Source organism: Pseudomonas sp. IT-P176, from assembly GCF_949767245.1.
In the GTDB taxonomy this organism is placed as follows: Bacteria; Pseudomonadota; Gammaproteobacteria; order Pseudomonadales; family Pseudomonadaceae; genus Aquipseudomonas.
In genome coordinates this window covers 309,373-334,141 of sequence record NZ_CATKPN010000046.1, presented here as the reverse complement: position 1 = coordinate 334,141, position 24,769 = coordinate 309,373, and the positions used below count along the sequence as shown (strand labels likewise).

Below are 24,769 nucleotides of genomic sequence, written 5' to 3'. Positions count from 1 at the left end.
TGGCGTATAGGGTTTCTATGCAACAGCGCGGGGCATGGCTATCATGCGGGCCTCATTGTGAGGCGATACTTGCATGCTGACGTTGTTAAAACTCTTGAAAGATGGTCGTTTCCATTCCGGGCAAGCGCTTGGCGTTGCTCTGGGGATCAGCCGGAGTGCTGTTTGGAAGCAACTCCAGCATCTCGAGGCGGAGTTGGGTCTCACTATTCATAAGGTGCGTGGTCGCGGCTATCAGTTGCGCGCGCCCCTGACGCTGCTCGATCCGGCCGGGATCGCTGAGCATTCGCCGTCCAGTCAATGGCCGGTGCTGGTCTTTGACTCGCTTGATTCAACCAATGCCGAAGCCCTGCGTTCAATCGAGCGGGGGATGGCGGCGCCGTTCCTGGTGCTTGCGGAGCGGCAAACGGCCGGTCGTGGTCGCCGGGGTCGCAAGTGGGTCAGTCCCTTTGCCGAAAACCTTTACTACAGCCTAGTGCTGCGTATCGATGGTGGTATGCGCCAGTTGGAGGGCTTGAGCCTGGTGGTAGGCCTTGCCGTGATGCAGACTTTGAGAGACCTGGGCATTGCTGGGGCGGGGTTGAAGTGGCCCAATGATGTACTGGTTGGCGAGAAAAAGATCGCCGGCATATTGTTGGAGTTGGTCGGAGATCCTGCTGATGTGTGCCACGTTGTCCTGGGTGTGGGGATCAACGTGAATATGCAGGAGGCTGATGAGGTCGATCAGCAGTGGACCTCCATGTACTTGGAGGCGGGCAAGGGGTTTGATCGTAATCTGCTGGTGGCACACCTCGGTGGTGTGCTCCAGGAACACCTTAATCGTCACCAGTCTGCAGGTTTTTCGGTGCTGCAGGCGCAGTGGGAGCAAGGTCACCTCTGGCAAGGGCGTGCGGTATCGCTGATTGCCGGGGTGAACCGGATTGATGGTGTGGTGATGGGTATCGACGGGCAAGGTGCGCTGCGCTTGAAAGTCGACGGCGTGGAAAAGGTTTTTAGTGGTGGCGAGCTAAGTTTGAGGCTGCGCGATGATTCTTGAGCTCGACTGTGGGAATAGCTTTATCAAGTGGCGCGTGCTGCATGCAGACGCCACGCATCTGTTTGCCGAGGGTGTGGTGGACTCGGACCTGGCCCTGCTGGAAGGTCTGCGCGGCTGTGTGGGGCTGGATCTCAAGTACTGTCGCCTGGTCAGTGTGCGCACCAATGATGAAACGGCAGCGTTGGTGACGGCATTGGCCGATGCATTTGGTGTTTTCGCGCTGTGTGCGGCGCCGTCCAGGTCGATGTCCGGGGTTGAGAATGGTTACGAGGATTTTCAGCGACTCGGCCTCGATCGCTGGTTGGCCATGCTCGGCGCCTATCACCTGGCCGCAGGGGCCTGTCTGGTACTGGATTTCGGTACGGCACTGACAGCCGACTTCATTGCTGCTGATGGCAAACACCTGGGGGGCTTCATTTGCCCGGGTATGCCGCTGATGCGTCATCAATTACGCACGCACACCCGGCGCATTCGTTATGACGACATCGCGGCCTCTCGGGCGCTGGAAAGTTTCGCGCCGGGTCGTAATACGGTTGAGGCGGTCGAGCGTGGCTGTTCATTGATGCTGCGTGGGTTTGTCCTGACTCAGCTGGAACTGGCGCGTGAGTACTGGGGCGAAGATTTCAGCGTGTTTCTCACCGGCGGCGACGCGGACCTGGTGTCCGGCGTCGTCCCGCAAGCGCGGGTAGTGCCGGATCTTGTATTCGTGGGTCTGGCCATGGCCTGTCCATTGTCCTGAGGTTCTTATGCGTTGGTTGTTTCTGCTGTTGTTGGTTCTTAACGTCTTCTATTACGTCTGGCATCAGCAGGAGGTGCCCTTGCGTGCCAAGGACGTTACTCCGCTAAGTTTGTATAAGGGGTCGCAGCAGGATATCCGGCTGTTGAGTGAAACCAGGAGCTCCGCAGTGGCGCGCGACACGTCCAGGGCTGAGTCGGCGGATGAGAGCTGCCTGTACCTGGGCGGATTTGCTCGCCAGGAGACGGCCAGGGCATTCGAGGGGCGGCTGGCTGCGCTCGATATCAAGGTGCAACAGCTGGCAACTTCGCTGCCAGATTCAGCCGGCTTCTGGATGCGCGTATCCCCGCAAACCCGGCATTTGGCCGATGACGCTGCCTTGCAGAAGCTTGTTAATGAATTCAATGAGTTAAAACATAAAATAATGCGGTGCGAGGGGGTTGCAACTGCTCAATAGGTTGCATAGAATGGCGCCCGCTACGCAGTGAAGGCCTTTAACGGCAAACATCGCGAAGCACGGTCAACGCAGCTAACCTCAGGTTTTTAATGAGAAAATGCTTGACAGAAGGCTGGCATGATGTAGAATGCCGGCTCGCTTAGGAGGGGTTCCCGAGCGGCCAAAGGGATCAGACTGTAAATCTGACGTCTACGACTTCGAAGGTTCGAATCCTTCCCCCTCCACCATTTTTAGCGTGAGCTGCAAGCTTACGCGGGTATAGTTTAGTGGTAGAACCTCAGCCTTCCAAGCTGATGATGCGGGTTCGATTCCCGCTACCCGCTCCAAGTTTGCAGGTTGTGCAAAGTGTTTCGCTCTTGTAGCTCAGTTGGTAGAGCACACCCTTGGTAAGGGTGAGGTCAGCGGTTCAAATCCGCTCAAGAGCTCCATATAACAAGGCAGATATGAAAATATCTGCCTTTGTTTTAATGGCTAGTGTGACTTGTTTAATTCTTCTCTGTAGGGGTGAATTCGATGGCTAAGGAAAAGTTCGAACGTAATAAGCCGCACGTCAACGTAGGCACTATTGGTCACGTCGACCACGGCAAAACTACTCTGACTGCTGCTCTGACTCGCGTCTGCTCCGAAGTGTTCGGTTCGGCGAAGGTCGACTTCGACAAGATCGATAGCGCCCCTGAAGAAAAAGCTCGTGGCATTACCATTAACACCGCTCACGTTGAGTACGATTCGGCCGTGCGTCACTACGCACACGTTGACTGCCCAGGTCACGCCGACTACGTAAAAAACATGATTACCGGTGCTGCTCAGATGGATGGCGCAATTCTGGTTTGCTCGGCCGCTGATGGTCCGATGCCGCAAACCCGTGAGCACATCCTGTTGTCCCGCCAGGTAGGCGTTCCGTACATCGTGGTCTTCCTGAACAAGGCTGACATGGTTGACGACGCTGAGCTGCTGGAGCTGGTTGAGATGGAGGTGCGTGACTTGCTCAGCACCTACGATTTCCCGGGTGACGACACTCCGATCATCATTGGTTCGGCGCTGATGGCGCTGAATGGTCAAGACGACAACGAGATGGGCACTACTGCCGTCAAGAAGTTGGTCGAGACTCTGGATACTTATATTCCGCAGCCTGAGCGTGCTATCGACAAGCCGTTCCTGATGCCAATTGAAGACGTATTCTCGATCTCTGGTCGTGGTACGGTTGTGACTGGTCGTGTAGAGCGTGGCATTGTTCGCATCCAGGAAGAAGTTGAGATCGTTGGTCTTCGTGACACGGTCAAGACAACTTGCACGGGTGTTGAGATGTTCCGCAAGTTGCTGGACGAAGGTCGTGCTGGTGAGAACTGTGGCGTATTGCTGCGTGGCACCAAGCGTGATGACGTTGAGCGTGGTCAGGTCCTGGTCAAGCCGGGTACTGTCAAGCCGCACACCAAGTTTACTGCAGAGGTTTACGTTCTGAGCAAGGAAGAGGGTGGTCGTCATACGCCATTCTTCAAAGGCTACCGTCCACAGTTCTACTTCCGGACCACTGATGTGACCGGTAACTGCGAACTGCCGGAAGGCGTCGAAATGGTAATGCCAGGTGACAACATCCAGATGACTGTCACTCTGATCAAAACCATCGCGATGGAAGATGGTCTGCGTTTCGCTATCCGTGAAGGCGGTCGTACCGTCGGCGCTGGCGTCGTAGCCAAAGTAATCGAGTAAGTTGTTGTAATGTCTTTTTCAGGCCGGCATAATGGTCGGCCTGATTTTGTTTTAGGTCAGTAGCTCAATTGGCAGAGCGACGGTCTCCAAAACCGTAGGTTGGGGGTTCGATTCCCTCCTGACCTGCCAGATTCACTCAGTGTGTCTGGCTTTCTTTTCACAGGATCTTCATAGATGACTCCTAAGGCTGAAGCTCAAGGCTCTCGCTTCGATCTGCTTAAGTGGCTAGTAGTAGCTGCTTTGGTGGTTGTTGGCGTTGTTGGCAATCAGTATTACTCTGCTTCGCCGATCCTGTACCGTGTACTCGCTTTGCTTGCTATTGCTGCTGCAGCTGCCTTTGTAGGCCTGCAAACAGCGAAGGGCAAGTCTTTCTTTGTACTGGTTAAGGAAGCTCGCACCGAGATTCGTAAAGTCGTGTGGCCAACTCGCCAAGAAACCACGCAGACCACCCTGATTGTGGTGGCTGTTGTTCTGGTTATGGCGTTGCTGTTGTGGGGGCTTGATTCCCTGCTCGGTTGGCTTGTTTCCTTGATTGTTGGCTAAGGGTGTCCCGTGGCTAAGCGTTGGTACGTTGTGCATGCTTACTCGGGTTACGAGAAGCATGTCATGCGCTCGTTGGTAGAGCGCGTAAAGCTGGCTGGCATGGAAGATGGCTTCGGCGAAATTCTGGTTCCCACTGAAGAAGTGGTTGAAATGCGTAATGGCCAGAAACGCAAAAGCGAGCGCAAATTCTTCCCTGGTTATGTGCTGGTCCAGATGGATATGAACGAGGGTACTTGGCACTTGGTCAAGGACACTCCTCGGGTGATGGGTTTCATCGGCGGTACCGCTGATAAACCTGCACCGATCACTGATAAAGAGGCAGAAGCGATTCTGCGTCGTGTTGCTGATGGTAGCGACAAGCCGAAGCCGAAGACGTTGTTCGAGCCGGGCGAAGTGGTTCGTGTCACCGACGGTCCGTTTGCCGATTTCAATGGCACGGTCGAAGAAGTTAACTACGAAAAGAGCCGGATCCAAGTGGCAGTGCTCATTTTCGGTCGCTCTACTCCGGTAGAGCTAGAGTTCAGCCAGGTCGAAAAGGTCTAGCCGAACAAGCATCCCAACCCCGCAGCCCTAGGCTGTGGGGTTTTGTCGTCACTGGGATAAACGCGCAAGTAACCGGGGAGCCTTTCGAGGCGTTTGAACCCGTAATTGGAGTGCCTCATGGCCAAGAAGATTACCGCTTACATCAAGCTGCAAGTGAAGGCCGCTCAGGCTAACCCAAGCCCACCTGTTGGTCCGGCCCTGGGTCAGCACGGCGTGAACATCATGGAATTCTGCAAGGCTTTCAACGCCCGTACTCAGGGTCTTGAGCCAGGTCTGCCGACTCCAGTGATCATCACTGTCTACAGCGACCGTAGCTTCACGTTCGAAACCAAGTCGACCCCTGCTTCGGTTCTGCTGAAGAAGGCTGCTGGTCTGACTAGCGGTTCCGCTCGTCCTAACACCGTTAAGGTTGGCACCGTAACTCGTGCTCAGCTGGAAGAAATCGCGAAAACCAAAAACGCGGATCTGACTGCAGCTGATATGGAAGCAGCCGTGCGTACTATCGCCGGTTCTGCTCGTAGCATGGGCCTTAACGTGGAGGGTGTGTAATGGCTAAGCTGACCAAGCGCCAAAAGGCTATCGCCGGCAAAATCGAAGCGGGCAAGTCCTACAACTTTGTAGACGCTGCTGCCCTGCTGACCGAGCTGTCGACTGTCAAGTTCAGCGAGTCCGTTGACGTTGCTGTAAACCTGGGCGTTGACCCACGTAAATCCGACCAGGTCGTTCGTAGCGCTACTGTGCTGCCACACGGTACTGGCAAGACTGTACGTGTTGCTGTCTTCACCCAAGGCCCGGCAGCTGAAGCTGCTCTGGCCGCTGGCGCCGATCGCGTTGGCATGGACGACCTGGCTGCCGAAATGAAAGGCGGCGACCTGAACTATGACGTCGTTATTGCTTCCCCGGATGCAATGCGCGTTGTAGGTCAGTTGGGTCAGATCCTCGGTCCACGTGGTCTGATGCCTAACCCTAAAGTCGGCACCGTAACTCCAGACGTAGCTACCGCGGTTAAAAACGCCAAGGCTGGTCAGGTTCGTTATCGCACCGACAAAAACGGCATCATCCACACTTCCGTTGGCAAAGTCGGTTTCGACGCCGTCAAGCTGAAGGAAAACGTTGAAGCCCTGATCGCTGATCTGAAGCGTATCAAGCCAGCTTCCTCGAAAGGTATCTACGTCAAGCGCGTTACCCTGAGCACCACTATGGGCCCAGGTCTGGTCATCGACCAAGGCTCGCTGGACGTATAAGCAATACATTGGCGTGAGAAATCACGCCAATTGAAAAAATTGGGGTCCCTGCCTGGCGGGGGCTATCCAAGACCGTAGGCGACGTAAGTCTTAAACCACAAGCCTACGCAGATGGTGCTCCCGGTTCCTTACCGAATCAGACACCAAAACGACATCCGGCTCCGGCCAGATGAAACGGTAACAAGCAGGAGTTAAACCCGTGGCAATTAATCTCGAAGACAAGAAGGCCATCGTCGCTGAAGTCAACGAGGCTGCCAAAGCTGCTCTGTCCGCTGTCGTGGCTGATGCCCGTGGTGTGACAGTAGGCGCTATGACCGGACTCCGTAAAGAGGCTCGTGAAGCTGGCGTATACGTACGTGTTGTACGTAACACCCTGCTCAAGCGCGCTGTTGCTGACACTGAATACAGTGTCCTCAACGACGTGTTCACCGGCCCGACTCTGATCGCGTTCTCCAAAGATCACCCAGGCGCTGCTGCCCGTTTGTTCAAGGAATTCGCCAAGAGTCAGGATAAGTTCGAGATCAAGGCAGCTGCGTTCGAGGGCAAGTTCCTCGCAGCTAACCAAATCGACGTACTGGCAACACTGCCGACCCGTAACGAAGCTATTTCTCAGCTGATGAGCGTGATTCAAGGCGCTACCAGCAAGTTGGCTCGTACTCTGGCTGCAGTTCGCGAGCAAAAAGAAGCTGCCGCAGCCTAAGGCTGAGCACTTTCTCTCGCGTATTTTTGTTTATTTCGATGGCCGCGTAGGCCGTCCCCCAATTCAGGAAATACAGCAATGTCTATCTCCCAAGACGATATCCTCAACGCCGTAGCTGAAATGTCGGTTCTGCAGGTTGTTGAGCTGATCAAAGCTTTCGAAGAAAAATTCGGCGTTTCCGCTGCTGCTGCATCGGCTGGTCCAGCTGCTGCTGCCGCCGTTGTTGAAGAGCAAACCGAATTCAACGTCATGCTGACCGAAGCTGGCGAGAAGAAAGTAAACGTGATCAAGGCAGTACGTGAACTGACCGGTCTGGGCCTGAAAGAAGCCAAGGCTGTAGTTGACGGCGCTCCTGCCATGGTTCTGGAAGCTGTTTCGAAAGACGCAGCTGACAAAGCCAAAGCAACTCTGGAAGAAGCAGGCGCTAAAGTCGAGCTGAAGTAAGCTTCGACTTTGCGTCTCCAGCCCGAGCGTTAAGCGAAAGGCTGATGGCTGGTGGCTCTTGCCACCGGCCTTTTTCCGTTATTGGCAGCCGATTGGGTCGGTGTCGATAACGTGCTGTAACCACCCGATGCGGTGGCGCAAACCATGGGGTTTGCACGATTTTCTGGCTGCTCCCGTCGGGAGGGGCCAAACAAGCAGGTGACCAAGCTGGGGAACGCTGATGGCTTACTCATATACTGAGAAAAAACGTATCCGCAAGGACTTTAGCAAGTTGCCGGACGTCATGGATGTGCCTTACCTCCTGGCCATCCAGCTGGATTCGTATCGTGAATTCTTGCAAGCGGGAGCGACTAAAGATCAGTTCCGCGACGTGGGCCTGCATGCGGCCTTCAAATCCGTTTTCCCGATCATCAGCTACTCCGGCAATGCTGCGCTGGAGTACGTCGGTTATCGCCTGGGCGAACCGGCATTTGATGTCAAAGAATGCGTATTGCGCGGTGTAACTTACGCCGTACCTTTGCGGGTAAAAGTGCGCCTGATCATTTTCGACAAAGAATCGTCGAACAAAGCGATCAAGGACATCAAAGAGCAAGAAGTCTACATGGGTGAAATCCCCCTGATGACTGAGAACGGTACCTTCGTAATCAACGGTACCGAGCGTGTAATCGTTTCCCAGCTGCACCGTTCCCCGGGCGTGTTCTTCGACCACGACCGTGGCAAGACGCACAGCTCTGGCAAACTGCTGTACTCGGCGCGGATCATTCCTTACCGCGGTTCGTGGCTGGACTTCGAGTTCGACCCGAAAGACTGCGTATTCGTGCGTATCGACCGTCGTCGCAAGCTGCCTGCATCGGTACTGCTGCGCGCGCTGGGCTATACCACTGAAGAAGTGCTGGACGCGTTCTACACCACCAACGTTTTCCACCTGAGCGGCGAAACCCTCAGTCTGGAACTGATTGCTTCGCGTCTGCGTGGTGAAATCGCTGTTCTTGATATTCAGGACGAGAAGGGCAAGGTCATCGTTGAGGCTGGTCGCCGTATTACTGCGCGCCACATCAACCAGATCGAAAAAGCCGGCCTCAAGACCCTGGAAGTGCCTCTGGACTACGTCCTGGGCCGCACTACCGCCAAGGCCATCGTGCACCCGGCAACCGGCGAAATCCTGGCAGAGTGCAACACCGAGCTGAACACCGAAATCCTGGCGAAAATCGCCAAGGCCCAGGTTGTTCGCGTCGAGACTCTGTACACCAACGATATCGACTGCGGTCCGTTCGTCTCCGACACCCTGAAGATCGACTCCACCAGCAACCAATTGGAAGCGCTGGTCGAGATCTATCGCATGATGCGTCCAGGCGAGCCGCCAACCAAAGACGCTGCCGAGACCCTGTTCAACAACCTGTTCTTCAGCCCTGAGCGCTATGACCTGTCTGCGGTCGGCCGGATGAAGTTCAACCGTCGTATCGGTCGTACCGAGATCGAAGGTTCGGGCGTGCTGTGCAAGGAAGACATCGTCGCGGTACTGAAGACCCTGGTCGACATCCGTAACGGTAAAGGCATCGTCGATGACATCGACCACCTGGGTAACCGTCGTGTTCGCTGCGTAGGCGAAATGGCCGAGAACCAGTTCCGCGTTGGCCTGGTACGTGTTGAGCGTGCGGTCAAAGAGCGTCTGTCGATGGCTGAAAGCGAAGGCCTGATGCCGCAAGACCTGATCAACGCCAAGCCAGTTGCTGCGGCGGTGAAAGAGTTCTTCGGTTCCAGCCAGCTGTCCCAGTTCATGGACCAGAACAACCCGCTGTCCGAGATCACCCACAAGCGTCGTGTCTCTGCACTCGGCCCGGGCGGTTTGACTCGTGAGCGTGCTGGCTTTGAAGTCCGTGACGTACACCCGACTCACTACGGTCGTGTCTGCCCGATTGAAACGCCGGAAGGTCCGAACATCGGTCTGATCAACTCCCTGGCGGCCTATGCGCGCACCAACCAGTACGGCTTCCTCGAGAGCCCGTACCGTGTGGTGAAAGACGCCCTGGTTACCGACGAGATCGTGTTCCTGTCCGCCATCGAAGAAGCTGATCACGTGATCGCTCAGGCTTCGGCCACGATGAACGACAAGAAAGTCCTGATCGACGAGCTGGTAGCTGTTCGTCACCTGAACGAGTTCACCGTCAAGGCGCCGGAAGACGTCACCCTGATGGACGTATCACCGAAGCAGGTAGTTTCGGTTGCAGCGTCGCTGATCCCGTTCCTCGAGCACGATGACGCCAACCGTGCGTTGATGGGTTCGAACATGCAGCGTCAAGCTGTACCCACCCTGCGCGCTGACAAGCCGCTGGTCGGTACCGGCATGGAGCGTAACGTAGCTCGTGACTCCGGCGTTTGCGTCGTGGCTCGTCGTGGCGGCGTTATCGATTCCGTGGACGCCAGCCGTATCGTGGTTCGTGTTGCTGATGACGAAGTTGAAACCGGCGAAGCTGGTGTCGACATCTACAACCTGACCAAGTACACCCGCTCCAACCAGAACACCTGCATCAACCAGCGTCCGCTGGTGCGTAAAGGTGATCGGGTTCAGCGTAGCGATATCATGGCCGACGGCCCGTCCACCGACATGGGTGAACTGGCGCTGGGTCAGAACATGCGCATCGCCTTCATGGCATGGAACGGCTTCAACTTCGAAGACTCCATCTGCCTGTCGGAACGTGTAGTTCAGGAAGATCGCTTCACCACGATCCACATCCAGGAACTGACCTGTGTGGCACGTGACACCAAGCTTGGGCCAGAGGAAATCACTGCCGACATCCCGAACGTGGGTGAAGCGGCACTGAACAAGCTGGACGAAGCCGGTATCGTTTACGTAGGTGCTGAAGTAGGCGCAGGCGACATCCTGGTGGGTAAGGTCACTCCGAAAGGCGAGACCCAGCTGACTCCGGAAGAAAAACTGCTGCGTGCGATCTTCGGTGAAAAAGCCAGCGACGTTAAAGACACATCCCTGCGTGTACCAACCGGTACCAAGGGCACTGTCATCGACGTACAGGTCTTCACCCGTGACGGCGTTGAGCGTGATGCTCGTGCTCTGTCCATCGAGAAGACTCAGCTCGACGAGATCCGCAAGGATCTGAACGAAGAGTTCCGTATCGTTGAAGGCGCGACTTTCGAACGTCTGCGTTCCGCTCTGGTCGGCCACAAAGCCGAAGGCGGCGCCGGCCTGAAGAAAGGTCAGGAGATCACCGACGAAGTACTCGACGGTCTTGAGCACGGCCAGTGGTTCAAACTGCGCATGGCTGAAGATGCTCTGAACGAGCAGCTCGAGAAGGCCCAGGCCTACATCGTTGATCGCCGCCGTCTGCTGGACGACAAGTTCGAAGACAAGAAGCGCAAACTGCAGCAGGGCGATGACCTGGCTCCAGGCGTGCTGAAAATCGTCAAGGTTTACCTGGCAATCCGTCGCCGCATCCAGCCGGGCGACAAGATGGCCGGTCGTCACGGTAACAAAGGTGTGGTCTCCGTGATCATGCCGGTTGAAGACATGCCGCACGATGCCAATGGCACTCCGGTCGACGTGGTCCTCAACCCACTGGGCGTACCTTCGCGTATGAACGTTGGTCAGATTCTTGAAACCCACCTGGGCCTCGCGGCCAAGGGTCTGGGCGAGAAGATCAACCGCATGATCGAAGAGCAGCGTAAAGTTGCCGAGCTGCGCAAGTTCCTGCACGAGATCTACAACGAGATCGGCGGGCGCCAGGAAAGTCTCGATGACTTCTCCGACCAGGAAATCCTGGATCTGGCGAAAAACCTGCGTGGCGGCGTACCAATGGCCACTCCAGTGTTCGACGGTGCCAAGGAAAGCGAAATCAAGGCCATGCTGAAACTGGCAGACCTGCCAGAAAGCGGCCAGATGCAGCTGACCGACGGCCGTACCGGCAACAAGTTCGAGCGCCCGGTTACCGTTGGCTACATGTACATGCTGAAGCTGAACCACTTGGTAGACGACAAGATGCACGCTCGTTCTACCGGTTCGTACAGCCTGGTTACCCAGCAGCCGCTGGGTGGTAAGGCGCAGTTCGGTGGTCAGCGTTTCGGGGAGATGGAGGTCTGGGCACTGGAAGCATACGGTGCTGCATACACTCTGCAAGAAATGCTCACAGTGAAGTCGGACGATGTGAACGGCCGGACCAAGATGTACAAAAACATCGTGGACGGCGATCACCGTATGGAGCCGGGCATGCCCGAGTCCTTCAACGTGTTGATCAAAGAAATTCGTTCCCTCGGCATCGATATCGATCTGGAAACCGAATAACACGTGACGTGAATCGAGAGCGGGGCGCGATTGCCCGCTCTCTGCTCCGCCAGGAGGAAAGGCCTTGAAAGACCTACTGAATTTGCTGAAAAACCAGGGTCAAGTCGAAGAGTTCGACGCCATCCGTATCGGATTGGCATCGCCTGAGATGATCCGTTCGTGGTCGTTCGGTGAAGTTAAAAAGCCGGAAACCATCAACTACCGTACGTTCAAACCTGAGCGTGACGGCCTGTTCTGCGCCAAGATCTTTGGCCCGGTAAAGGATTACGAGTGCCTGTGCGGTAAGTACAAGCGCTTGAAGCACCGTGGTGTGATCTGCGAGAAGTGCGGCGTTGAAGTTGCACTGGCAAAAGTTCGTCGTGAGCGCATGGCGCACATCGAACTGGCCTCGCCAGTTGCCCACATCTGGTTCCTGAAATCGCTGCCGTCGCGTATCGGCTTGCTGATGGACATGACCCTGCGTGATATCGAACGCGTTCTCTACTTCGAGAGCTACGTCGTTATCGATCCAGGCATGACCACCCTTGAAAAAGGTCAGCTGCTCAACGACGAGCAGTACTTCGAAGCGCTGGAAGAGTTCGGCGACGACTTTGATGCCCGCATGGGTGCCGAAGCTGTCCGCGAACTGCTGCACGCTATCGACCTGGAGCACGAGATTGGCCGCCTGCGTGAAGAAATTCCGCAAACCAACTCGGAAACCAAGATCAAGAAGCTGTCCAAGCGTCTGAAGTTGATGGAAGCCTTCCAGGGTTCCGGCAACCTTCCAGAATGGATGGTGCTGACCGTTCTGCCGGTTCTGCCGCCAGACCTGCGTCCACTGGTCCCGCTGGATGGCGGTCGCTTCGCGACTTCCGACCTCAACGATCTGTATCGTCGAGTGATCAACCGTAACAACCGTTTGAAGCGCCTGCTTGATCTGTCCGCTCCGGACATCATCGTGCGCAACGAAAAGCGTATGTTGCAGGAAGCTGTCGATGCACTGCTCGACAACGGTCGTCGTGGCCGCGCTATCACCGGTTCCAACAAGCGTCCTCTGAAATCCCTGGCTGACATGATCAAGGGTAAGCAGGGTCGTTTCCGTCAGAACTTGCTCGGTAAGCGTGTTGACTACTCCGGTCGTTCGGTAATTACCGTAGGCCCGACCCTGCGTCTGCACCAGTGCGGTCTGCCGAAGAAAATGGCTCTCGAGCTGTTCAAGCCGTTCATTTTCGGCAAGCTGGAAATGCGTGGTCTCGCAACCACCATCAAAGCGGCCAAGAAAATGGTCGAGCGCGAGCTGCCAGAGGTTTGGGACGTTCTCGCTGAAGTGATCCGTGAACACCCGGTTCTCCTCAACCGTGCACCGACCCTTCACCGTCTGGGTATCCAGGCGTTTGAACCGGTACTGATCGAAGGTAAGGCTATCCAGCTGCACCCTCTGGTCTGTGCTGCGTACAACGCCGACTTCGACGGCGACCAAATGGCCGTGCACGTACCGCTGACACTGGAAGCCCAGTTGGAAGCGCGTGCGTTGATGATGTCGACCAACAACATCCTGTCGCCAGCCAACGGTGAGCCAATCATCGTTCCGTCGCAGGACGTTGTATTGGGTCTGTACTACATGACTCGTGAAGCGATCAACGCCAAGGGCGAAGGTCGTGTGTTCGCGGATCTGCAAGAAGTTGACCGTGTGTTCCGTGCCGGCGAAGCCGCACTGCACGCCAAGGTCAAAGTGCGCATCCACGAAACCGTCAACGACCGTGATGGCGGCAGCGTGAGCAACGTTCGTATCGTCGACACCACTGTCGGCCGTGCCTTGTTGTACCAGGTTGTGCCGAAAGGTCTGTCGTACGATGTCGTCAACCTGCCGATGAAGAAAAAGGCGATCTCCAAGCTGATCAACCAGTGCTACCGCGTGGTTGGTTTGAAAGAGACCGTGATCTTCGCTGACCAGCTGATGTACACCGGTTTTGCCTATTCGACCATTTCCGGCGTTTCCATCGGTGTTAACGACTTCGTTATCCCGGATGAAAAAGCCCGCATCATCAGTGCAGCCACCGATGAAGTGAAAGAGATCGAAAGTCAGTACGCCTCCGGCCTGGTAACCCAGGGCGAGAAGTACAACAAAGTGATCGACCTTTGGTCCAAGGCGAACGACGAAGTTTCCAAGGCGATGATGGCCAACCTCTCGAAAGAGAAAGTCATCGACCGTCATGGCGTCGAAGTCGAGCAAGAGTCCTTCAACTCGATGTACATGATGGCCGACTCGGGCGCACGGGGTTCTGCTGCGCAGATCCGTCAGCTCGCCGGTATGCGTGGCCTGATGGCCAAGCCGGACGGTTCCATCATTGAAACGCCGATCACTGCGAACTTCCGTGAAGGTTTGAGCGTACTCCAGTACTTCATCTCCACTCACGGTGCTCGTAAAGGTCTGGCGGATACCGCGTTGAAAACCGCTAACTCCGGTTACCTGACTCGTCGTCTGGTAGACGTGGCACAAGATCTGGTTGTAACCGAGATCGACTGCGGTACCGAGCACGGCCTGCTGATGACTCCGCACATTGAAGGCGGTGACGTTGTAGAGCCGCTGGGTGAGCGCGTATTGGGTCGTGTTATTGCCCGTGACGTGTTCAAACCAGGTACCGAGGACGTCATCGTTCCTGCTGGCACCCTGGTTGACGAGAAGTGGGTCGAGTTCATCGAGCTGAACAGCATCGACGAAGTGATCGTGCGTTCGCCGATCAGCTGCGAAACCCGCTACGGCATCTGCGCCAAGTGCTACGGCCGTGATCTGGCTCGTGGTCACCAGGTGAACATCGGTGAAGCGGTCGGCGTAATCGCTGCCCAGTCCATCGGTGAGCCGGGTACCCAGCTGACCATGCGTACGTTCCACATCGGTGGTGCGGCAAGCCGGACCTCCGCAGCCGACAGCGTTCAGGTGAAGAATGGCGGTACCGTCCGTCTGCATAACCTGAAGCACGTTGAGCGAGTGGATGGTTGCCTGGTTGCTGTGTCCCGTTCCGGTGAGCTGGCGATCGCTGATGACTACGGTCGTGAGCGTGAGCGCTACAAGCTGCCGTACGGTGCTGTGATTTCGGTTAAAGAGGGTGACAAGGTCGACGCTGGCGCAATCGTGGCCAAGTGGGATCCGCACACTCACCCAATCGTTACCGAAATGAAAGGTACCGTGACCTACGTGGGCATGGAAGAAGGCATCACGATCAAGCGTCAGACTGACGAATTGACCGGTATGACCAACATTGAAGTACTCGACGCCAAAGATCGTCCAGCTGCCGGTAAAGACATCCGTCCTGCCGTGAAGATGGTCGACGACAACGGCAAGGATCTGTTGCTGCCAGGCACTGACGTAATTGCTCAGTACTTCCTGCCAGCCAACGCCCTGGTCGGTGTAGCGGATGGTGCGAAAATCGCGATCGGTGATGTTATCGCGCGTATTCCACAAGAGACTTCGAAGACCCGTGACATCACCGGTGGTCTGCCGCGTGTTGCCGACTTGTTCGAAGCTCGTCGTCCGAAAGAAGCCTCGATTCTGGCTGAAGTCAGCGGCACCATCGCGTTCGGTAAAGAGACCAAAGGCAAGCGCCGTCTGGTTATCACTCCGAACGACGGTACCGATCCGTACGAAGAGCTGATTCCGAAGTGGCGTCACCTGAACGTCTTCGAAGGCGAACAGGTAAACCGCGGCGAAGTTATCTCCGACGGCCCGAGCGATCCACACGACATCCTGCGTCTGCTGGGTGTAAGTGCGCTGGCCAAGTACATCGTCAACGAGATCCAGGACGTTTACCGTCTGCAAGGCGTGAAGATCAACGATAAGCACATCGAGACCATCCTGCGTCAGATGCTGCGTAAAGTTGAAATCGCTGAATCCGGCGATTCCACTTTCATCAAGGGCGACCAGATGGAATTGACTCACGTGCTGGTCGAGAACGAGCGTTTGGCTGGCGACGACAAGTTCGTCTCCAAGTTCACTCGCGTTCTGCTGGGTATCACCAAGGCGTCGTTGTCCACCGAATCGTTCATCTCGGCGGCCTCTTTCCAAGAGACCACTCGTGTACTGACCGAAGCGGCGGTAACCGGCAAGCGCGACTACCTGCGCGGCCTGAAAGAAAACGTGGTCGTGGGTCGTCTGATCCCGGCTGGTACCGGTCTGGCTTATCACAGCGAGCGCAAGCGTCGCCGTGATGCTGACAAACCGTTGCGCGTAAGCGCCAGTGAAGTGGAAGCTGCACTGACCGAAGCGCTGAACTCGAGCGGTAACTGAGTTCTGCGATAAATGAGCGTAAGGCCCTGACCGCTCCGTTCGTCGAATCCTGACAATTTGTCGAGGTTCGATGGGTGGGGAGGTTGGGGCCTTGCCTTGACTGGGGGCAAGATCCTCTTTAGACTCTTGTACCCCTAAATTTGGCGGGAATTCGTTCCTGCCATTTTGCTTTTCTTGCAAGACAATAGCGTCGCAAGACAACAGTGGAGCTAGTAGATGGCAACTATCAACCAGCTGGTACGTCAGCCGCGTAAGCGTATCGTCGAGAAATCCGACGTGCCTGCGCTGCAGAACTGCCCGCAACGTCGTGGCGTATGCACCCGTGTGTATACCACCACGCCGAAAAAACCTAACTCGGCACTGCGTAAAGTATGCCGTGTGCGTCTGACCAACGGTTTCGAGGTTTCCTCGTACATCGGCGGTGAAGGCCACAACCTGCAAGAGCACAGCGTGGTACTGATCCGCGGCGGTCGTGTAAAAGACTTGCCAGGTGTTCGTTACCACACCGTACGCGGCTCCTTGGATACTTCCGGCGTTAAAGGTCGTAACCAGGGTCGTTCGAAGTACGGTACCAAGAAGCCTAAGTAGTAGCGGCTTTTTGTAAAAACTGAATCATCTTATTTTCTGAGTCGATAAGAGTAAGGTCGGAGGCGTCCCGCAAGGGCACCGATTCCGAGCGAACCTGAAGACCGTTTGAGGGCTTATCCATGCCAAGAAGACGCGTAGCAGCCAAGCGCGAAGTGCTTGACGATCCAAAATACGGAAGCCAAATCCTGGCCAAGTTCATGAACCACGTGATGGAAAGCGGCAAGAAAGCCGTTGCCGAGCGTATCGTTTATGGCGCGCTGGAAAAGGTTAAAGAACGCAAGAACAGCGATCCCCTGGAAATCTTCGAGAAAGCTCTCGACGCCATCGCTCCGCTGGTCGAAGTGAAGTCGCGCCGTGTAGGCGGTGCTACTTACCAGGTTCCGGTCGAAGTTCGCCCGTCCCGTCGTAACGCCCTGGCAATGCGCTGGTTGGTAGACTTCGCCCGTAAGCGCGGCGAGAAGTCTATGGCTCTGCGTTTGGCCGGCGAACTGTTGGACGCTGCTGAAGGTAAAGGTGCTGCTGTTAAGAAGCGTGAAGACGTGCACCGTATGGCCGAAGCTAACAAAGCTTTCTCGCACTACCGCTTCTAATTTTAGCTTCACTAATTTTGCGAGGGCTTTATGGCTCGTACTACTCCGATTAGTCGCTACCGTAACATCGGTATCGTCGCTCACGTGGATGCTGGTAAAACCACCACCACCGAGCGCGTCCTTTTTTACACTGGCAAAAGTCACAAGATGGGCGAGGTGCATGACGGCGCCGCGACCACAGACTGGATGGTGCAGGAGCAGGAGCGTGGTATTACCATTACTTCTGCTGCGATCACCGCCTTCTGGAAAGGTTCTGCCAAGCAGTACAAAGACGAGCATCGCTTCAACGTAATCGATACCCCGGGCCACGTAGACTTCACTATTGAAGTTGAACGTTCCCTGCGCGTACTCGACGGCGCTGTCGTTGTGTTCTGCGGTACTTCGGGTGTTGAGCCACAGTCGGAAACCGTATGGCGTCAAGCCAACAAATACGGCGTTCCACGTCTTGTTTACGTCAACAAGATGGACCGTGCTGGTGCGAACTTCCTGCGCGTGATCGCTCAGATCAAGCAGCGTCTGGGTCACACTCCGGTGCCAATCCAGTTGGCCATTGGTTCGGAAGACAACTTCCAGGGGCAGATCGATCTGCTCAACATGGAAGCCGTCTACTGGAACGATGCTGACAAAGGCATGACTCCACGTCGTGAAGCTATCCCTGCTGAACTGCAGGAACTGGCTGACGAATGGCGCAACAACATGGTTGAGGCTGCTGCCGAAGCCAACGAAGAGCTGATGAACAAGTACCTCGAAGGTGAAGAACTCACCAACGAGGAAATCAAGGCCGCTCTGCGTCAGCGTACTATCGCTGGTGAGATCGTCTTGGCTGTTTGCGGTTCTTCCTTCAAGAACAAGGGTGTTCCCCTGGTTCTCGACGCCGTTATCGACTACCTGCCTGCACCTACCGATATTCCTGCCATCAAGGGTACTGACCCGGATGACGAGACTATCGAGCTGGAGCGTCATGCAGACGATGCGGAGCCGTTCTCGGCTCTGGCGTTCAAGATCGCTACCGACCCATTCGTGGGTACTTTGACCTTCGTCCGCGTTTACTCGGGCGTGTTGAGCTCCGGCGACGGCGTGATCAACTCGGTTAAAGGCAAGAAAGAGCGCGTGGGTCGTATGGTGCAAATGCACGCAAACGCCCGTGAAGAGATCAAGGAAGTACGCGCTGGTGACATCGCGGCCCTGATCGGCATGAAGGACGTCACCACTGGTGAAACCCTCTGCAACGCTGACAAGCCAATCATCCTGGTTCGCATGGACTTCCCGGAGCCGGTTATTTCGGTTGCCGTAGAGCCTAAGACCAAGGATGACCAGGAAAAAATGGGTATCGCTCTGGGCAAACTTGCTCAGGAAGATCCATCTTTCCGCGTTAAAACCGATGAAGAGACTGGTCAAACGATCATCTCCGGCATGGGCGAGCTGCACTTGGACATCCTGGTTGACCGGATGCGCCGTGAGTTCAACGTCGAAGCCAACATCGGCAAGCCTCAGGTTTCCTATCGTGAGCGCATCACGAAGAACTGCGAAATCGAAGGCAAGTTCGTTCGTCAGTCCGGCGGTCGTGGCCAGTTCGGTCACTGCTGGATTCGTTTTGCTCCTGCTGACGAAGGTCAGGAAGGTCTGCAATTCCTGAACGAAGTAGTGGGTGGTGTGGTTCCTAAGGAATACATCCCGGCTATCCAGAAGGGTATCGAAGAGCAGATGAAGAACGGCGTTGTTGCCGGCTATCCGCTGATCGGCCTGAAGGCTACCGTGTTCGATGGTTCTTACCACGACGTCGACTCCAACGAGATGGCGTTCAAGGTGGCTGCTTCCATGGCGACCAAGCAACTGGCCCAGAAGGGCGGTGGTGAGTTGCTCGAGCCGATCATGGCAGTAGAAGTTGTTACGCCTGAAGACTACATGGGTGACGTGATGGGCGACCTTAACCGTCGTCGCGGCATGATCCTGGGTATGGAAGACACGGTTTCCGGCAAGGTAATTCGTGCTGAAGTGCCGTTGGGTGAAATGTTCGGTTATGCAACCGACGTTCGTTCCATGTCCCAAGGTCGCGCAAGCTACTCCATGGAATTCAAAAAATACAATCCAGCTCCGACGCACATCGTCGAAACTGTAACCAAAAAACAAGGCTGATTCAGCCCTTTAGGCAAGGAGTTAATTGTCGTGGCTAAAGAAAAATTTGACCGTACCCTCCCGCACGTCAACGTTGGCACCATCGGTCACGTCGACCACGGTAAAACCACGCTGACCGCTGCTCTGACTCGCGTCTGCTCCGAAGTTTTCGGTTCGGCTGTTGTTGCTTTCGATAAAATCGACAGCGCTCCAGAAGAAAAGGCTCGTGGTATCACCATCAACACCGCGCACGTTGAATACAACTCGCTGATCCGTCACTACGCTCACGTCGACTGCCCAGGTCACGCTGACTACGTGAAGAACATGATCACCGGTGCTGCTCAGATGGACGGCGCTATCCTGGTTTGCTCGGCCGCTGATGGTCCGATGCCACAAACCCGTGAGCACATCCTGCTGTCCCGTCAGGTTGGCGTTCCGTACATCGTTGTCTTCCTGAACAAGGCTGACATGGTAGACGACGCTGAGCTGCTGGAACTGGTTGAGATGGAAGTGCGCGATCTGCTGAGCACTTACGACTTCCCAGGTGACGACACTCCGATCATCATCGGTTCGGCTCTGATGGCTCTGAACGGCCAAGATGACAACGAAATGGGCACCACTGCCGTTCGTAAACTGGTTGAGACTCTGGACAGCTACATTCCAGATCCAGTCCGTGTTATCGACAAGCCGTTCCTGATGCCAATCGAAGACGTATTCTCGATCTCGGGTCGCGGTACTGTTGTAACTGGTCGTATCGAGCGCGGTATCGTCAAGGTTCAGGATCCACTGGAAATCGTTGGTCTGCGTGACACTACCGTCACCACCTGCACCGGTGTTGAAATGTTCCGTAAGCTGCTCGACGAAGGTCGTGCTGGCGAGAACTGCGGCGTGCTGCTGCGCGGCACCAAGCGTGACGACGTTGAGCGTGGCCAGGTTCTGGTCAAGCCAGGTTCGGTTAAGCCGCACACTACCTTCGAAGCTGAAGTGTACGTGTTGAGCAAAGAAGAAGGCGGTCGTCACACTCCGTTCTTCAAAGGCTACCGTCCACAGTTCTACTTCCGGACCACTGACGTGACCGGTAACTGCGAACTGCCGGAAGGCGTTGAAATGGTAATGCCAGGCGACAACATCAAAATGGTTGTCACCCTGATCAAAACCATCGCAATGGAAGATGGTCTGCGTTTCGCTATCCGTGAAGGCGGTCGTACCGTCGGCGCTGGCGTCGTAGCCAAAATCATCGCTTAAGTAAGTGATGACTTGAAAAAAGCCCCCGCTCAGCGGGGGCTTTTTTTATTGAGTTGACACTGCGATAGCCCGTCTATAGAATTGCGCCTCCTTTTAACGGGCGTATTGCGCTCGCTGGGAATAGCAGCCGGAGTCTGAAATCCAATGCAAAATCAGCAAATCCGTATCAGGTTGAAGGCTTTTGACCATCGCCTGATCGACCAATCCACCCAGGAAATCGTGGAAACCGCGAAACGTACTGGTGCTCAAGTGCGTGGTCCAATTCCACTGCCTACCCGTAAAGAGCGGTTCACCGTTCTGGTCTCCCCGCACGTCAACAAAGACGCGCGTGACCAGTACGAGATCCGTACTCATAAGCGCGTTCTGGACATCGTCCAGCCAACGGATAAAACCGTTGATGCACTTATGAAGCTTGATCTTGCGGCCGGTGTGGAAGTGCAGATCAGCCTCGGCTAAGACTCGGTCTTAGTCGTGTAACGCTCTGAAATGGGCGGCCATAGCGGGTGAAAGCCCCGTACACTCATGAGGTTTACAACATGACTATTGGTGTAGTCGGTCGTAAATGCGGTATGACCCGTATTTTCACCGAAGAAGGTGTCTCCATTCCGGTCACGGTCATTGAGATCGAGCCGAATCGCGTCACCCAGTTCAAAACTGAAGAAACCGATGGCTATCGTGCAGTGCAAGTCACTGTCGGCGAGCGTCGTGCTTCGCGTGTTACAGCAGCTCAAGCTGGCCACTTCGCTAAAGCGAACGTTGCCGCTGGTCGTACCGTAATGGAATTCCGCCTTGAAGAAGGCGAGTACCAGGCCGGCGATCTGATCAACGCTGAAATCTTCGCCGCTGGTCAACTGGTTGATGTAACCGGTCAGTCCAAGGGTAAAGGCTTCCAGGGTACGATCAAGCGTTGGAACTTCCGCGGGCAAGATAATACCCACGGTAACTCCGTGTCCCACCGCGTTCCAGGCTCTATCGGCCAGTGCCAGACTCCTGGTCGTGTATTCAAGGGCAAAAAAATGTCCGGTCATATGGGCGCTGAGCGCGTGACCGTGCAGTCCCTCGAAGTAGTGCGCGTGGACGCTGAACGCAATCTGTTGTTGGTCAAGGGCGCTGTTCCTGGCGCTACTGGCGGCAACTTGGTTGTACGTCCAGCAGCCAAGGCTCGCGGTTAAGGGGAAGCTGACATGCAATTAAATGTAAATGACGCTCAAGCGATCGAAGTTTCCGAACTGACATTTGGCGGCGAGTTCAACGAGACGCTGGTTCACCAAGCAGTCGTGGCCTACATGGCCGGCGGCCGTCAAGGTAGCAAGCAGCAAAAGACCCGTTCCGACGTTCGTGGTGGCGGTAAGCGCCCATGGCGTCAGAAAGGTACTGGCCGTGCTCGTGCCGGTACTATCCGTAGCCCAATCTGGCGCGGCGGCGGTACCACTTTCGCAGCTCGTCCACAGGATCACTCCCAGAAGCTGAACAAGAAGATGTATCGCGCAGCAATGCGTTCCATCCTTGCTGAGCTGGTGCGTACTGATCGTCTGGTCGTGGTTCAGGATTTCGCCGTTGAAACGCCGAAAACCAAAGACCTGCTGGGCAAACTGAACAACATGAGCCTGACCGACGTTCTGATCGTGTCCGACGCTGTTGATCAGAACCTGTACCTGGCTGCTCGTAACCTGCCACACGTTGATGTACGTGACGTGCAAGGTTCCGATCCAGTTAGTCTGATCGCATACGACAAGGTGTTGATCACCGTGTCGGCCGTGAAGAAATTCGAGGAGCTGCTGGGATGAACCAGGAACGCGTATTTAAAGTTCTGCTTGGCCCGCACGTTTCCGAGAAGGCTACGGTTCTGGCAGACAAGAAAGGCCAGTTCGTTTTCAAGGTTGCTACTGATGCAACCAAGCTGGAAATCAAGAAGGCCGTCGAAAGCCTGTTCAGCGTGAAAGTAGAGCGTGTTACTACCCTGAATGTTCTGGGTAAGAGCAAGCGCACTGCTCGCGGTCTGGGCAAGCGTAATGACTGGAAGAAGGCAGTTATCTCCCTTCAGCCAGGCCAAGATCTCGATTTCAGCAGCAGTGCTGAGTAAGGAAGGGGTGCATCATGGCAATCGTTAAATGCAAACCGACTTCCCCTGGCCGCCGTTTTGTGGTCAAGGTGGTCAACCAGGAGCTGCATAAAGGCGCTCCTCACGCACCGCTGCTCGAGAAAAAATCGAAGACTGGTGGTCGTAACAACAATGGCCGTATTACTACCCGTCATATCGGTGGTGGTCATAAGCAGCATTACCGTATGGTCGATTTCCGTCGCAACGACAAAGATGGCATCGTCGCCACTGTCGAGCGTATCGAATACGATCCAAACCGTACTGCTCACATCGCACTGCTGTGCTACGCAGACGGCGAGCGCCGCTACATCATCGCCCCTAAAGGCGTGAGTGCTGGCGACCAGCTGATCGCAGGCGCACTGGCTCCAATCAAGCCAGGCAACGCTCTGCAACTGCGCAACATTCCAGTCGGTTCCACCGTACACGGCATCGAACTGAAGCCGGGTAAAGGCGCTCAGATCGCTCGTTCCGCTGGTGCTTCGGCTCAGCTGATCGCTCGTGAAGGCGTATACGTGACCCTGCGTCTGCGTTCCGGTGAAATGCGTAAAGTCCTGGCTGAATGCCGTGCGACCCTGGGCGAAGTCTCGAACTCCGAGCACAGCCTGCGTTCGCTGGGTAAAGCTGGTGCCAAACGCTGGCGTGGCGTTCGCCCAACCGTTCGTGGTGTTGCCATGAACCCGGTTGACCACCCACACGGTGGTGGTGAAGGTCGTACCTCTGGTGGTCGTCATCCGGTATCGCCATGGGGCTTCCCGACTAAGGGCGCGAAGACTCGTGGTAATAAGCGTACCGACAAAATGATCGTCCGTCGTCGCAAGTAAATAGAGGGATACGACAGTGCCACGTTCTCTGAAAAAAGGTCCTTTTATCGATCTTCACCTACTGAAGAAGATCGAAGTGGCGGCGGAAAAGAATGATCGCAAACCGGTGAAAACCTGGTCGCGTCGTTCGATGATCCTGCCACAAATGGTCGGTCTGACCATCGCAGTACACAACGGTCGTCAACACGTCCCAGTTCTCGTTAACGAAGACATGGTCGGCCACAAACTGGGCGAGTTCGCCGGTACCCGCACTTATCGTGGGCACGTGGCAGACAAGAAAGCCAAGCGTTAAGGGGTTAGGAAATGGAAGTAGCCGCTAAGTTGTCGGGCGCTCGAATCTCCGCCCAGAAAGCCCGCTTGGTCGCCGACCAGATCCGCGGGAAGAAGGTGGGCGAAGCGCTCAACCTGTTGGCTTTCAGCAGTAAGAAAGCCGCCGAGATCATGAAGAAAGTGCTGGAGTCGGCCGTAGCCAACGCCGAGCATAACGAAGGCGCAGACGTTGATGACCTGAAGGTCAGCACCGTTTTCGTCAACGAAGGGCGTTCGCTGAAGCGCATCATGCCACGTGCCAAAGGCCGTGCTGATCGCATCGTCAAGCGGTCTTGCCATATCACTGTCAAGGTTGCTGACAAGTAACGGAGTCGAAGAGATGGGTCAGAAAGTACATCCCATTGGCATTCGCCTGGGAATCGTCAAGGAGCACACCTCCGTCTGGTACGCAGACGGTCGGACTTATGCGGACTACTTGTTCGCTGATCTGAAGGTGCGTGAGTATCTCCAAGACAAACTAAAAAGCGCGTCCGTAAGCCGTATCGATATCCATCGTCCGGCCCAAACTGCACGTATCACCATCCACACCGCTCGCCCAGGTATTGTTATCGGGAAGAAAGGTGAAGATGTTGAGAAACTGCGCCAGGACCTGACCAAGCAAATGGGTGTGCCTGTGCACATCAATATCGAAGAGATCCGCAAGCCGGAACTCGACGGTATGCTGGTTGCGCAGAGCGTAGCTCAGCAGCTGGAGCGTCGCGTAATGTTCCGTCGCGCTATGAAGCGCGCTGTTCAGAACGCCATGCGCATTGGTGCCAAAGGCATCAAAATCCAAGTGAGCGGTCGTCTCGGCGGTGCTGAAATCGCACGTACTGAATGGTATCGCGAAGGTCGTGTGCCACTGCACACCCTGCGTGCCGACATCGACTATGCCAACTACGAAGCTCACACCACCTACGGTGTGATCGGTGTAAAGGTTTGGATCTTCAAAGGCGAAGTAATTGGTGGTCGCCAAGAAGAGCTGAAACCACAAGCACCAGCGCCTCGTAAAAAAGCTGCTAAGTAAGGGGTACG

24 protein-coding genes and 4 tRNA genes are annotated in these 24,769 nt (G+C 55.5%); all 28 read left to right on the top strand.

Annotated features, from left to right (window positions below; translation table 11 throughout):
• Positions 1–73: 73 nt before the first annotated feature.
• The 28 genes from birA to rpsC all read left to right on the top strand — a co-directional run bounded on the left by birA (position 74) and on the right by rpsC (position 24,761).
• A complete protein-coding gene (gene birA, locus ACM6IP_RS14230) occupies positions 74–1,033 on the top strand; it encodes a bifunctional biotin--[acetyl-CoA-carboxylase] ligase/biotin operon repressor BirA (protein ID WP_095166153.1) in 960 nt (319 codons plus the stop codon).
• Positions 1,023–1,772: a pantothenate kinase gene (locus ACM6IP_RS14225; protein WP_159998191.1), complete on the top strand. Its 750-nt coding sequence runs from the start codon at positions 1,023–1,025 to the stop codon at positions 1,770–1,772. Before birA ends, ACM6IP_RS14225 begins: the two co-directional genes overlap by 11 nt.
• Positions 1,773–1,779: 7 nt before the next feature.
• Positions 1,780–2,226, top strand: coding sequence for a hypothetical protein (locus ACM6IP_RS14220; protein ID WP_095166156.1), 447 nt, complete (start codon positions 1,780–1,782; stop codon positions 2,224–2,226).
• A 142-nt stretch (positions 2,227–2,368) separates the two neighbouring features.
• Positions 2,369–2,453, top strand: a tRNA-Tyr gene (locus ACM6IP_RS14215).
• Between the two features lie 25 nt (positions 2,454–2,478).
• A tRNA-Gly gene (locus ACM6IP_RS14210) sits at positions 2,479–2,552 on the top strand.
• Positions 2,553–2,578: 26 nt separating this feature from the next.
• Positions 2,579–2,654 (top strand) — tRNA-Thr (locus ACM6IP_RS14205).
• 85 nt (positions 2,655–2,739) lie between these two features.
• Positions 2,740–3,933 carry an elongation factor Tu gene (gene tuf, locus ACM6IP_RS14200; RefSeq protein WP_010467251.1) on the top strand — a complete coding sequence of 398 codons (1,194 nt, stop codon included), beginning with the start codon at positions 2,740–2,742 and terminating at the stop codon, positions 3,931–3,933.
• 53 nt (positions 3,934–3,986) lie between these two features.
• A tRNA-Trp gene (locus ACM6IP_RS14195) sits at positions 3,987–4,062 on the top strand.
• 45 nt (positions 4,063–4,107) lie between these two features.
• A complete protein-coding gene (gene secE, locus ACM6IP_RS14190; protein ID WP_095166158.1) occupies positions 4,108–4,476 on the top strand; it encodes a preprotein translocase subunit SecE in 369 nt (122 codons plus the stop codon).
• 9 nt (positions 4,477–4,485) lie between these two features.
• Complete coding sequence (nusG, locus tag ACM6IP_RS14185) at positions 4,486–5,019, top strand: transcription termination/antitermination protein NusG (RefSeq protein ID WP_003186097.1); 534 nt, start codon at positions 4,486–4,488, stop codon at positions 5,017–5,019.
• Between the two features lie 117 nt (positions 5,020–5,136).
• Complete coding sequence (gene rplK / locus ACM6IP_RS14180) at positions 5,137–5,568, top strand: 50S ribosomal protein L11 (RefSeq protein WP_007933726.1); 432 nt, start codon at positions 5,137–5,139, stop codon at positions 5,566–5,568.
• Entirely contained in the window at positions 5,568–6,263 is a 696-nt protein-coding gene (gene rplA, locus ACM6IP_RS14175) for a 50S ribosomal protein L1 (protein ID WP_003176434.1), read from the top strand. The genes rplK and rplA overlap by 1 nt, the downstream gene beginning before the upstream one ends.
• A 199-nt stretch (positions 6,264–6,462) precedes the next feature.
• On the top strand, positions 6,463–6,963 hold the full coding sequence (rplJ, locus tag ACM6IP_RS14170) for a 50S ribosomal protein L10 (RefSeq protein ID WP_003176433.1): 501 nt from the start codon (positions 6,463–6,465) through the stop codon (positions 6,961–6,963).
• A gap of 78 nt (positions 6,964–7,041) precedes the next feature.
• Complete coding sequence (gene rplL, locus ACM6IP_RS14165) at positions 7,042–7,407, top strand: 50S ribosomal protein L7/L12 (protein WP_025215758.1); 366 nt, start codon at positions 7,042–7,044, stop codon at positions 7,405–7,407.
• Between the two features lie 220 nt (positions 7,408–7,627).
• Entirely contained in the window at positions 7,628–11,701 is a 4,074-nt protein-coding gene (rpoB, locus tag ACM6IP_RS14160; RefSeq protein WP_095166162.1) for a DNA-directed RNA polymerase subunit beta, read from the top strand.
• Positions 11,702–11,765: 64 nt separating this feature from the next.
• Complete coding sequence (gene rpoC / locus ACM6IP_RS14155) at positions 11,766–15,965, top strand: DNA-directed RNA polymerase subunit beta' (RefSeq protein ID WP_095166164.1); 4,200 nt, start codon at positions 11,766–11,768, stop codon at positions 15,963–15,965.
• A 216-nt stretch (positions 15,966–16,181) separates the two neighbouring features.
• Complete coding sequence (rpsL, locus tag ACM6IP_RS14150; RefSeq protein ID WP_002555494.1) at positions 16,182–16,553, top strand: 30S ribosomal protein S12; 372 nt, start codon at positions 16,182–16,184, stop codon at positions 16,551–16,553.
• A gap of 119 nt (positions 16,554–16,672) precedes the next feature.
• Entirely contained in the window at positions 16,673–17,143 is a 471-nt protein-coding gene (gene rpsG, locus ACM6IP_RS14145; protein WP_002555493.1) for a 30S ribosomal protein S7, read from the top strand.
• 30 nt (positions 17,144–17,173) lie between these two features.
• Positions 17,174–19,279, top strand: coding sequence for an elongation factor G (fusA, locus tag ACM6IP_RS14140; protein WP_095166166.1), 2,106 nt, complete (start codon positions 17,174–17,176; stop codon positions 19,277–19,279).
• Positions 19,280–19,309: 30 nt separating this feature from the next.
• Complete coding sequence (tuf, locus tag ACM6IP_RS14135) at positions 19,310–20,503, top strand: elongation factor Tu (RefSeq protein WP_008145495.1); 1,194 nt, start codon at positions 19,310–19,312, stop codon at positions 20,501–20,503.
• Between the two features lie 144 nt (positions 20,504–20,647).
• Positions 20,648–20,959, top strand: a complete 312-nt coding sequence (gene rpsJ, locus ACM6IP_RS14130) for a 30S ribosomal protein S10 (RefSeq protein ID WP_003186070.1) — start codon at positions 20,648–20,650, stop codon at positions 20,957–20,959.
• A gap of 80 nt (positions 20,960–21,039) precedes the next feature.
• Positions 21,040–21,675 (top strand): 50S ribosomal protein L3, encoded by a 636-nt coding sequence (gene rplC / locus ACM6IP_RS14125; RefSeq protein ID WP_003186059.1) that lies wholly within the window; start codon positions 21,040–21,042, stop codon positions 21,673–21,675.
• A 12-nt stretch (positions 21,676–21,687) separates the two neighbouring features.
• Positions 21,688–22,290, top strand: a complete 603-nt coding sequence (gene rplD, locus ACM6IP_RS14120; protein ID WP_003228735.1) for a 50S ribosomal protein L4 — start codon at positions 21,688–21,690, stop codon at positions 22,288–22,290.
• Positions 22,287–22,586: a 50S ribosomal protein L23 gene (rplW, locus tag ACM6IP_RS14115; protein ID WP_002555488.1), complete on the top strand. Its 300-nt coding sequence runs from the start codon at positions 22,287–22,289 to the stop codon at positions 22,584–22,586. The genes rplD and rplW overlap by 4 nt, the downstream gene beginning before the upstream one ends.
• Before the next feature lie 14 nt (positions 22,587–22,600).
• A complete protein-coding gene (gene rplB / locus ACM6IP_RS14110; RefSeq protein WP_003228734.1) occupies positions 22,601–23,425 on the top strand; it encodes a 50S ribosomal protein L2 in 825 nt (274 codons plus the stop codon).
• Between the two features lie 16 nt (positions 23,426–23,441).
• Positions 23,442–23,717, top strand: coding sequence for a 30S ribosomal protein S19 (gene rpsS / locus ACM6IP_RS14105; protein ID WP_002555486.1), 276 nt, complete (start codon positions 23,442–23,444; stop codon positions 23,715–23,717).
• An 11-nt stretch (positions 23,718–23,728) separates the two neighbouring features.
• Positions 23,729–24,061 (top strand): 50S ribosomal protein L22, encoded by a 333-nt coding sequence (rplV, locus tag ACM6IP_RS14100; protein ID WP_003103908.1) that lies wholly within the window; start codon positions 23,729–23,731, stop codon positions 24,059–24,061.
• A 13-nt stretch (positions 24,062–24,074) separates the two neighbouring features.
• Positions 24,075–24,761 (top strand): 30S ribosomal protein S3, encoded by a 687-nt coding sequence (gene rpsC / locus ACM6IP_RS14095; RefSeq protein ID WP_003176422.1) that lies wholly within the window; start codon positions 24,075–24,077, stop codon positions 24,759–24,761.
• Positions 24,762–24,769: the final 8 nt, after the last annotated feature.

What these genes read in the sequence shown, in the direction of transcription:
- rplK (WP_007933726.1), top strand. Translation starts at nt 5,137, where the DNA reads ATGGCCAAGAAGATTACCGCTTACATCAAGCTGCAAGTGAAGGCCGCT.
- rplB (WP_003228734.1), top strand. Translation starts at nt 22,601, where the DNA reads ATGGCAATCGTTAAATGCAAACCGACTTCCCCTGGCCGCCGTTTTGTG.
- ACM6IP_RS14225 (WP_159998191.1), top strand. Translation starts at nt 1,023, where the DNA reads ATGATTCTTGAGCTCGACTGTGGGAATAGCTTTATCAAGTGGCGCGTG.
- rpsC (WP_003176422.1), top strand. Translation starts at nt 24,075, where the DNA reads ATGGGTCAGAAAGTACATCCCATTGGCATTCGCCTGGGAATCGTCAAG.
- rpsJ (WP_003186070.1), top strand. Translation starts at nt 20,648, where the DNA reads ATGCAAAATCAGCAAATCCGTATCAGGTTGAAGGCTTTTGACCATCGC.
- birA (WP_095166153.1), top strand. Translation starts at nt 74, where the DNA reads ATGCTGACGTTGTTAAAACTCTTGAAAGATGGTCGTTTCCATTCCGGG.
- rpsG (WP_002555493.1), top strand. Translation starts at nt 16,673, where the DNA reads ATGCCAAGAAGACGCGTAGCAGCCAAGCGCGAAGTGCTTGACGATCCA.
- rplL (WP_025215758.1), top strand. Translation starts at nt 7,042, where the DNA reads ATGTCTATCTCCCAAGACGATATCCTCAACGCCGTAGCTGAAATGTCG.
- rpoB (WP_095166162.1), top strand. Translation starts at nt 7,628, where the DNA reads ATGGCTTACTCATATACTGAGAAAAAACGTATCCGCAAGGACTTTAGC.
- rpsL (WP_002555494.1), top strand. Translation starts at nt 16,182, where the DNA reads ATGGCAACTATCAACCAGCTGGTACGTCAGCCGCGTAAGCGTATCGTC.
- rplV (WP_003103908.1), top strand. Translation starts at nt 23,729, where the DNA reads ATGGAAGTAGCCGCTAAGTTGTCGGGCGCTCGAATCTCCGCCCAGAAA.
- rplC (WP_003186059.1), top strand. Translation starts at nt 21,040, where the DNA reads ATGACTATTGGTGTAGTCGGTCGTAAATGCGGTATGACCCGTATTTTC.
- secE (WP_095166158.1), top strand. Translation starts at nt 4,108, where the DNA reads ATGACTCCTAAGGCTGAAGCTCAAGGCTCTCGCTTCGATCTGCTTAAG.
- ACM6IP_RS14220 (WP_095166156.1), top strand. Translation starts at nt 1,780, where the DNA reads ATGCGTTGGTTGTTTCTGCTGTTGTTGGTTCTTAACGTCTTCTATTAC.
- fusA (WP_095166166.1), top strand. Translation starts at nt 17,174, where the DNA reads ATGGCTCGTACTACTCCGATTAGTCGCTACCGTAACATCGGTATCGTC.
- rplD (WP_003228735.1), top strand. Translation starts at nt 21,688, where the DNA reads ATGCAATTAAATGTAAATGACGCTCAAGCGATCGAAGTTTCCGAACTG.
- rplA (WP_003176434.1), top strand. Translation starts at nt 5,568, where the DNA reads ATGGCTAAGCTGACCAAGCGCCAAAAGGCTATCGCCGGCAAAATCGAA.
- tuf (WP_010467251.1), top strand. Translation starts at nt 2,740, where the DNA reads ATGGCTAAGGAAAAGTTCGAACGTAATAAGCCGCACGTCAACGTAGGC.
- rplW (WP_002555488.1), top strand. Translation starts at nt 22,287, where the DNA reads ATGAACCAGGAACGCGTATTTAAAGTTCTGCTTGGCCCGCACGTTTCC.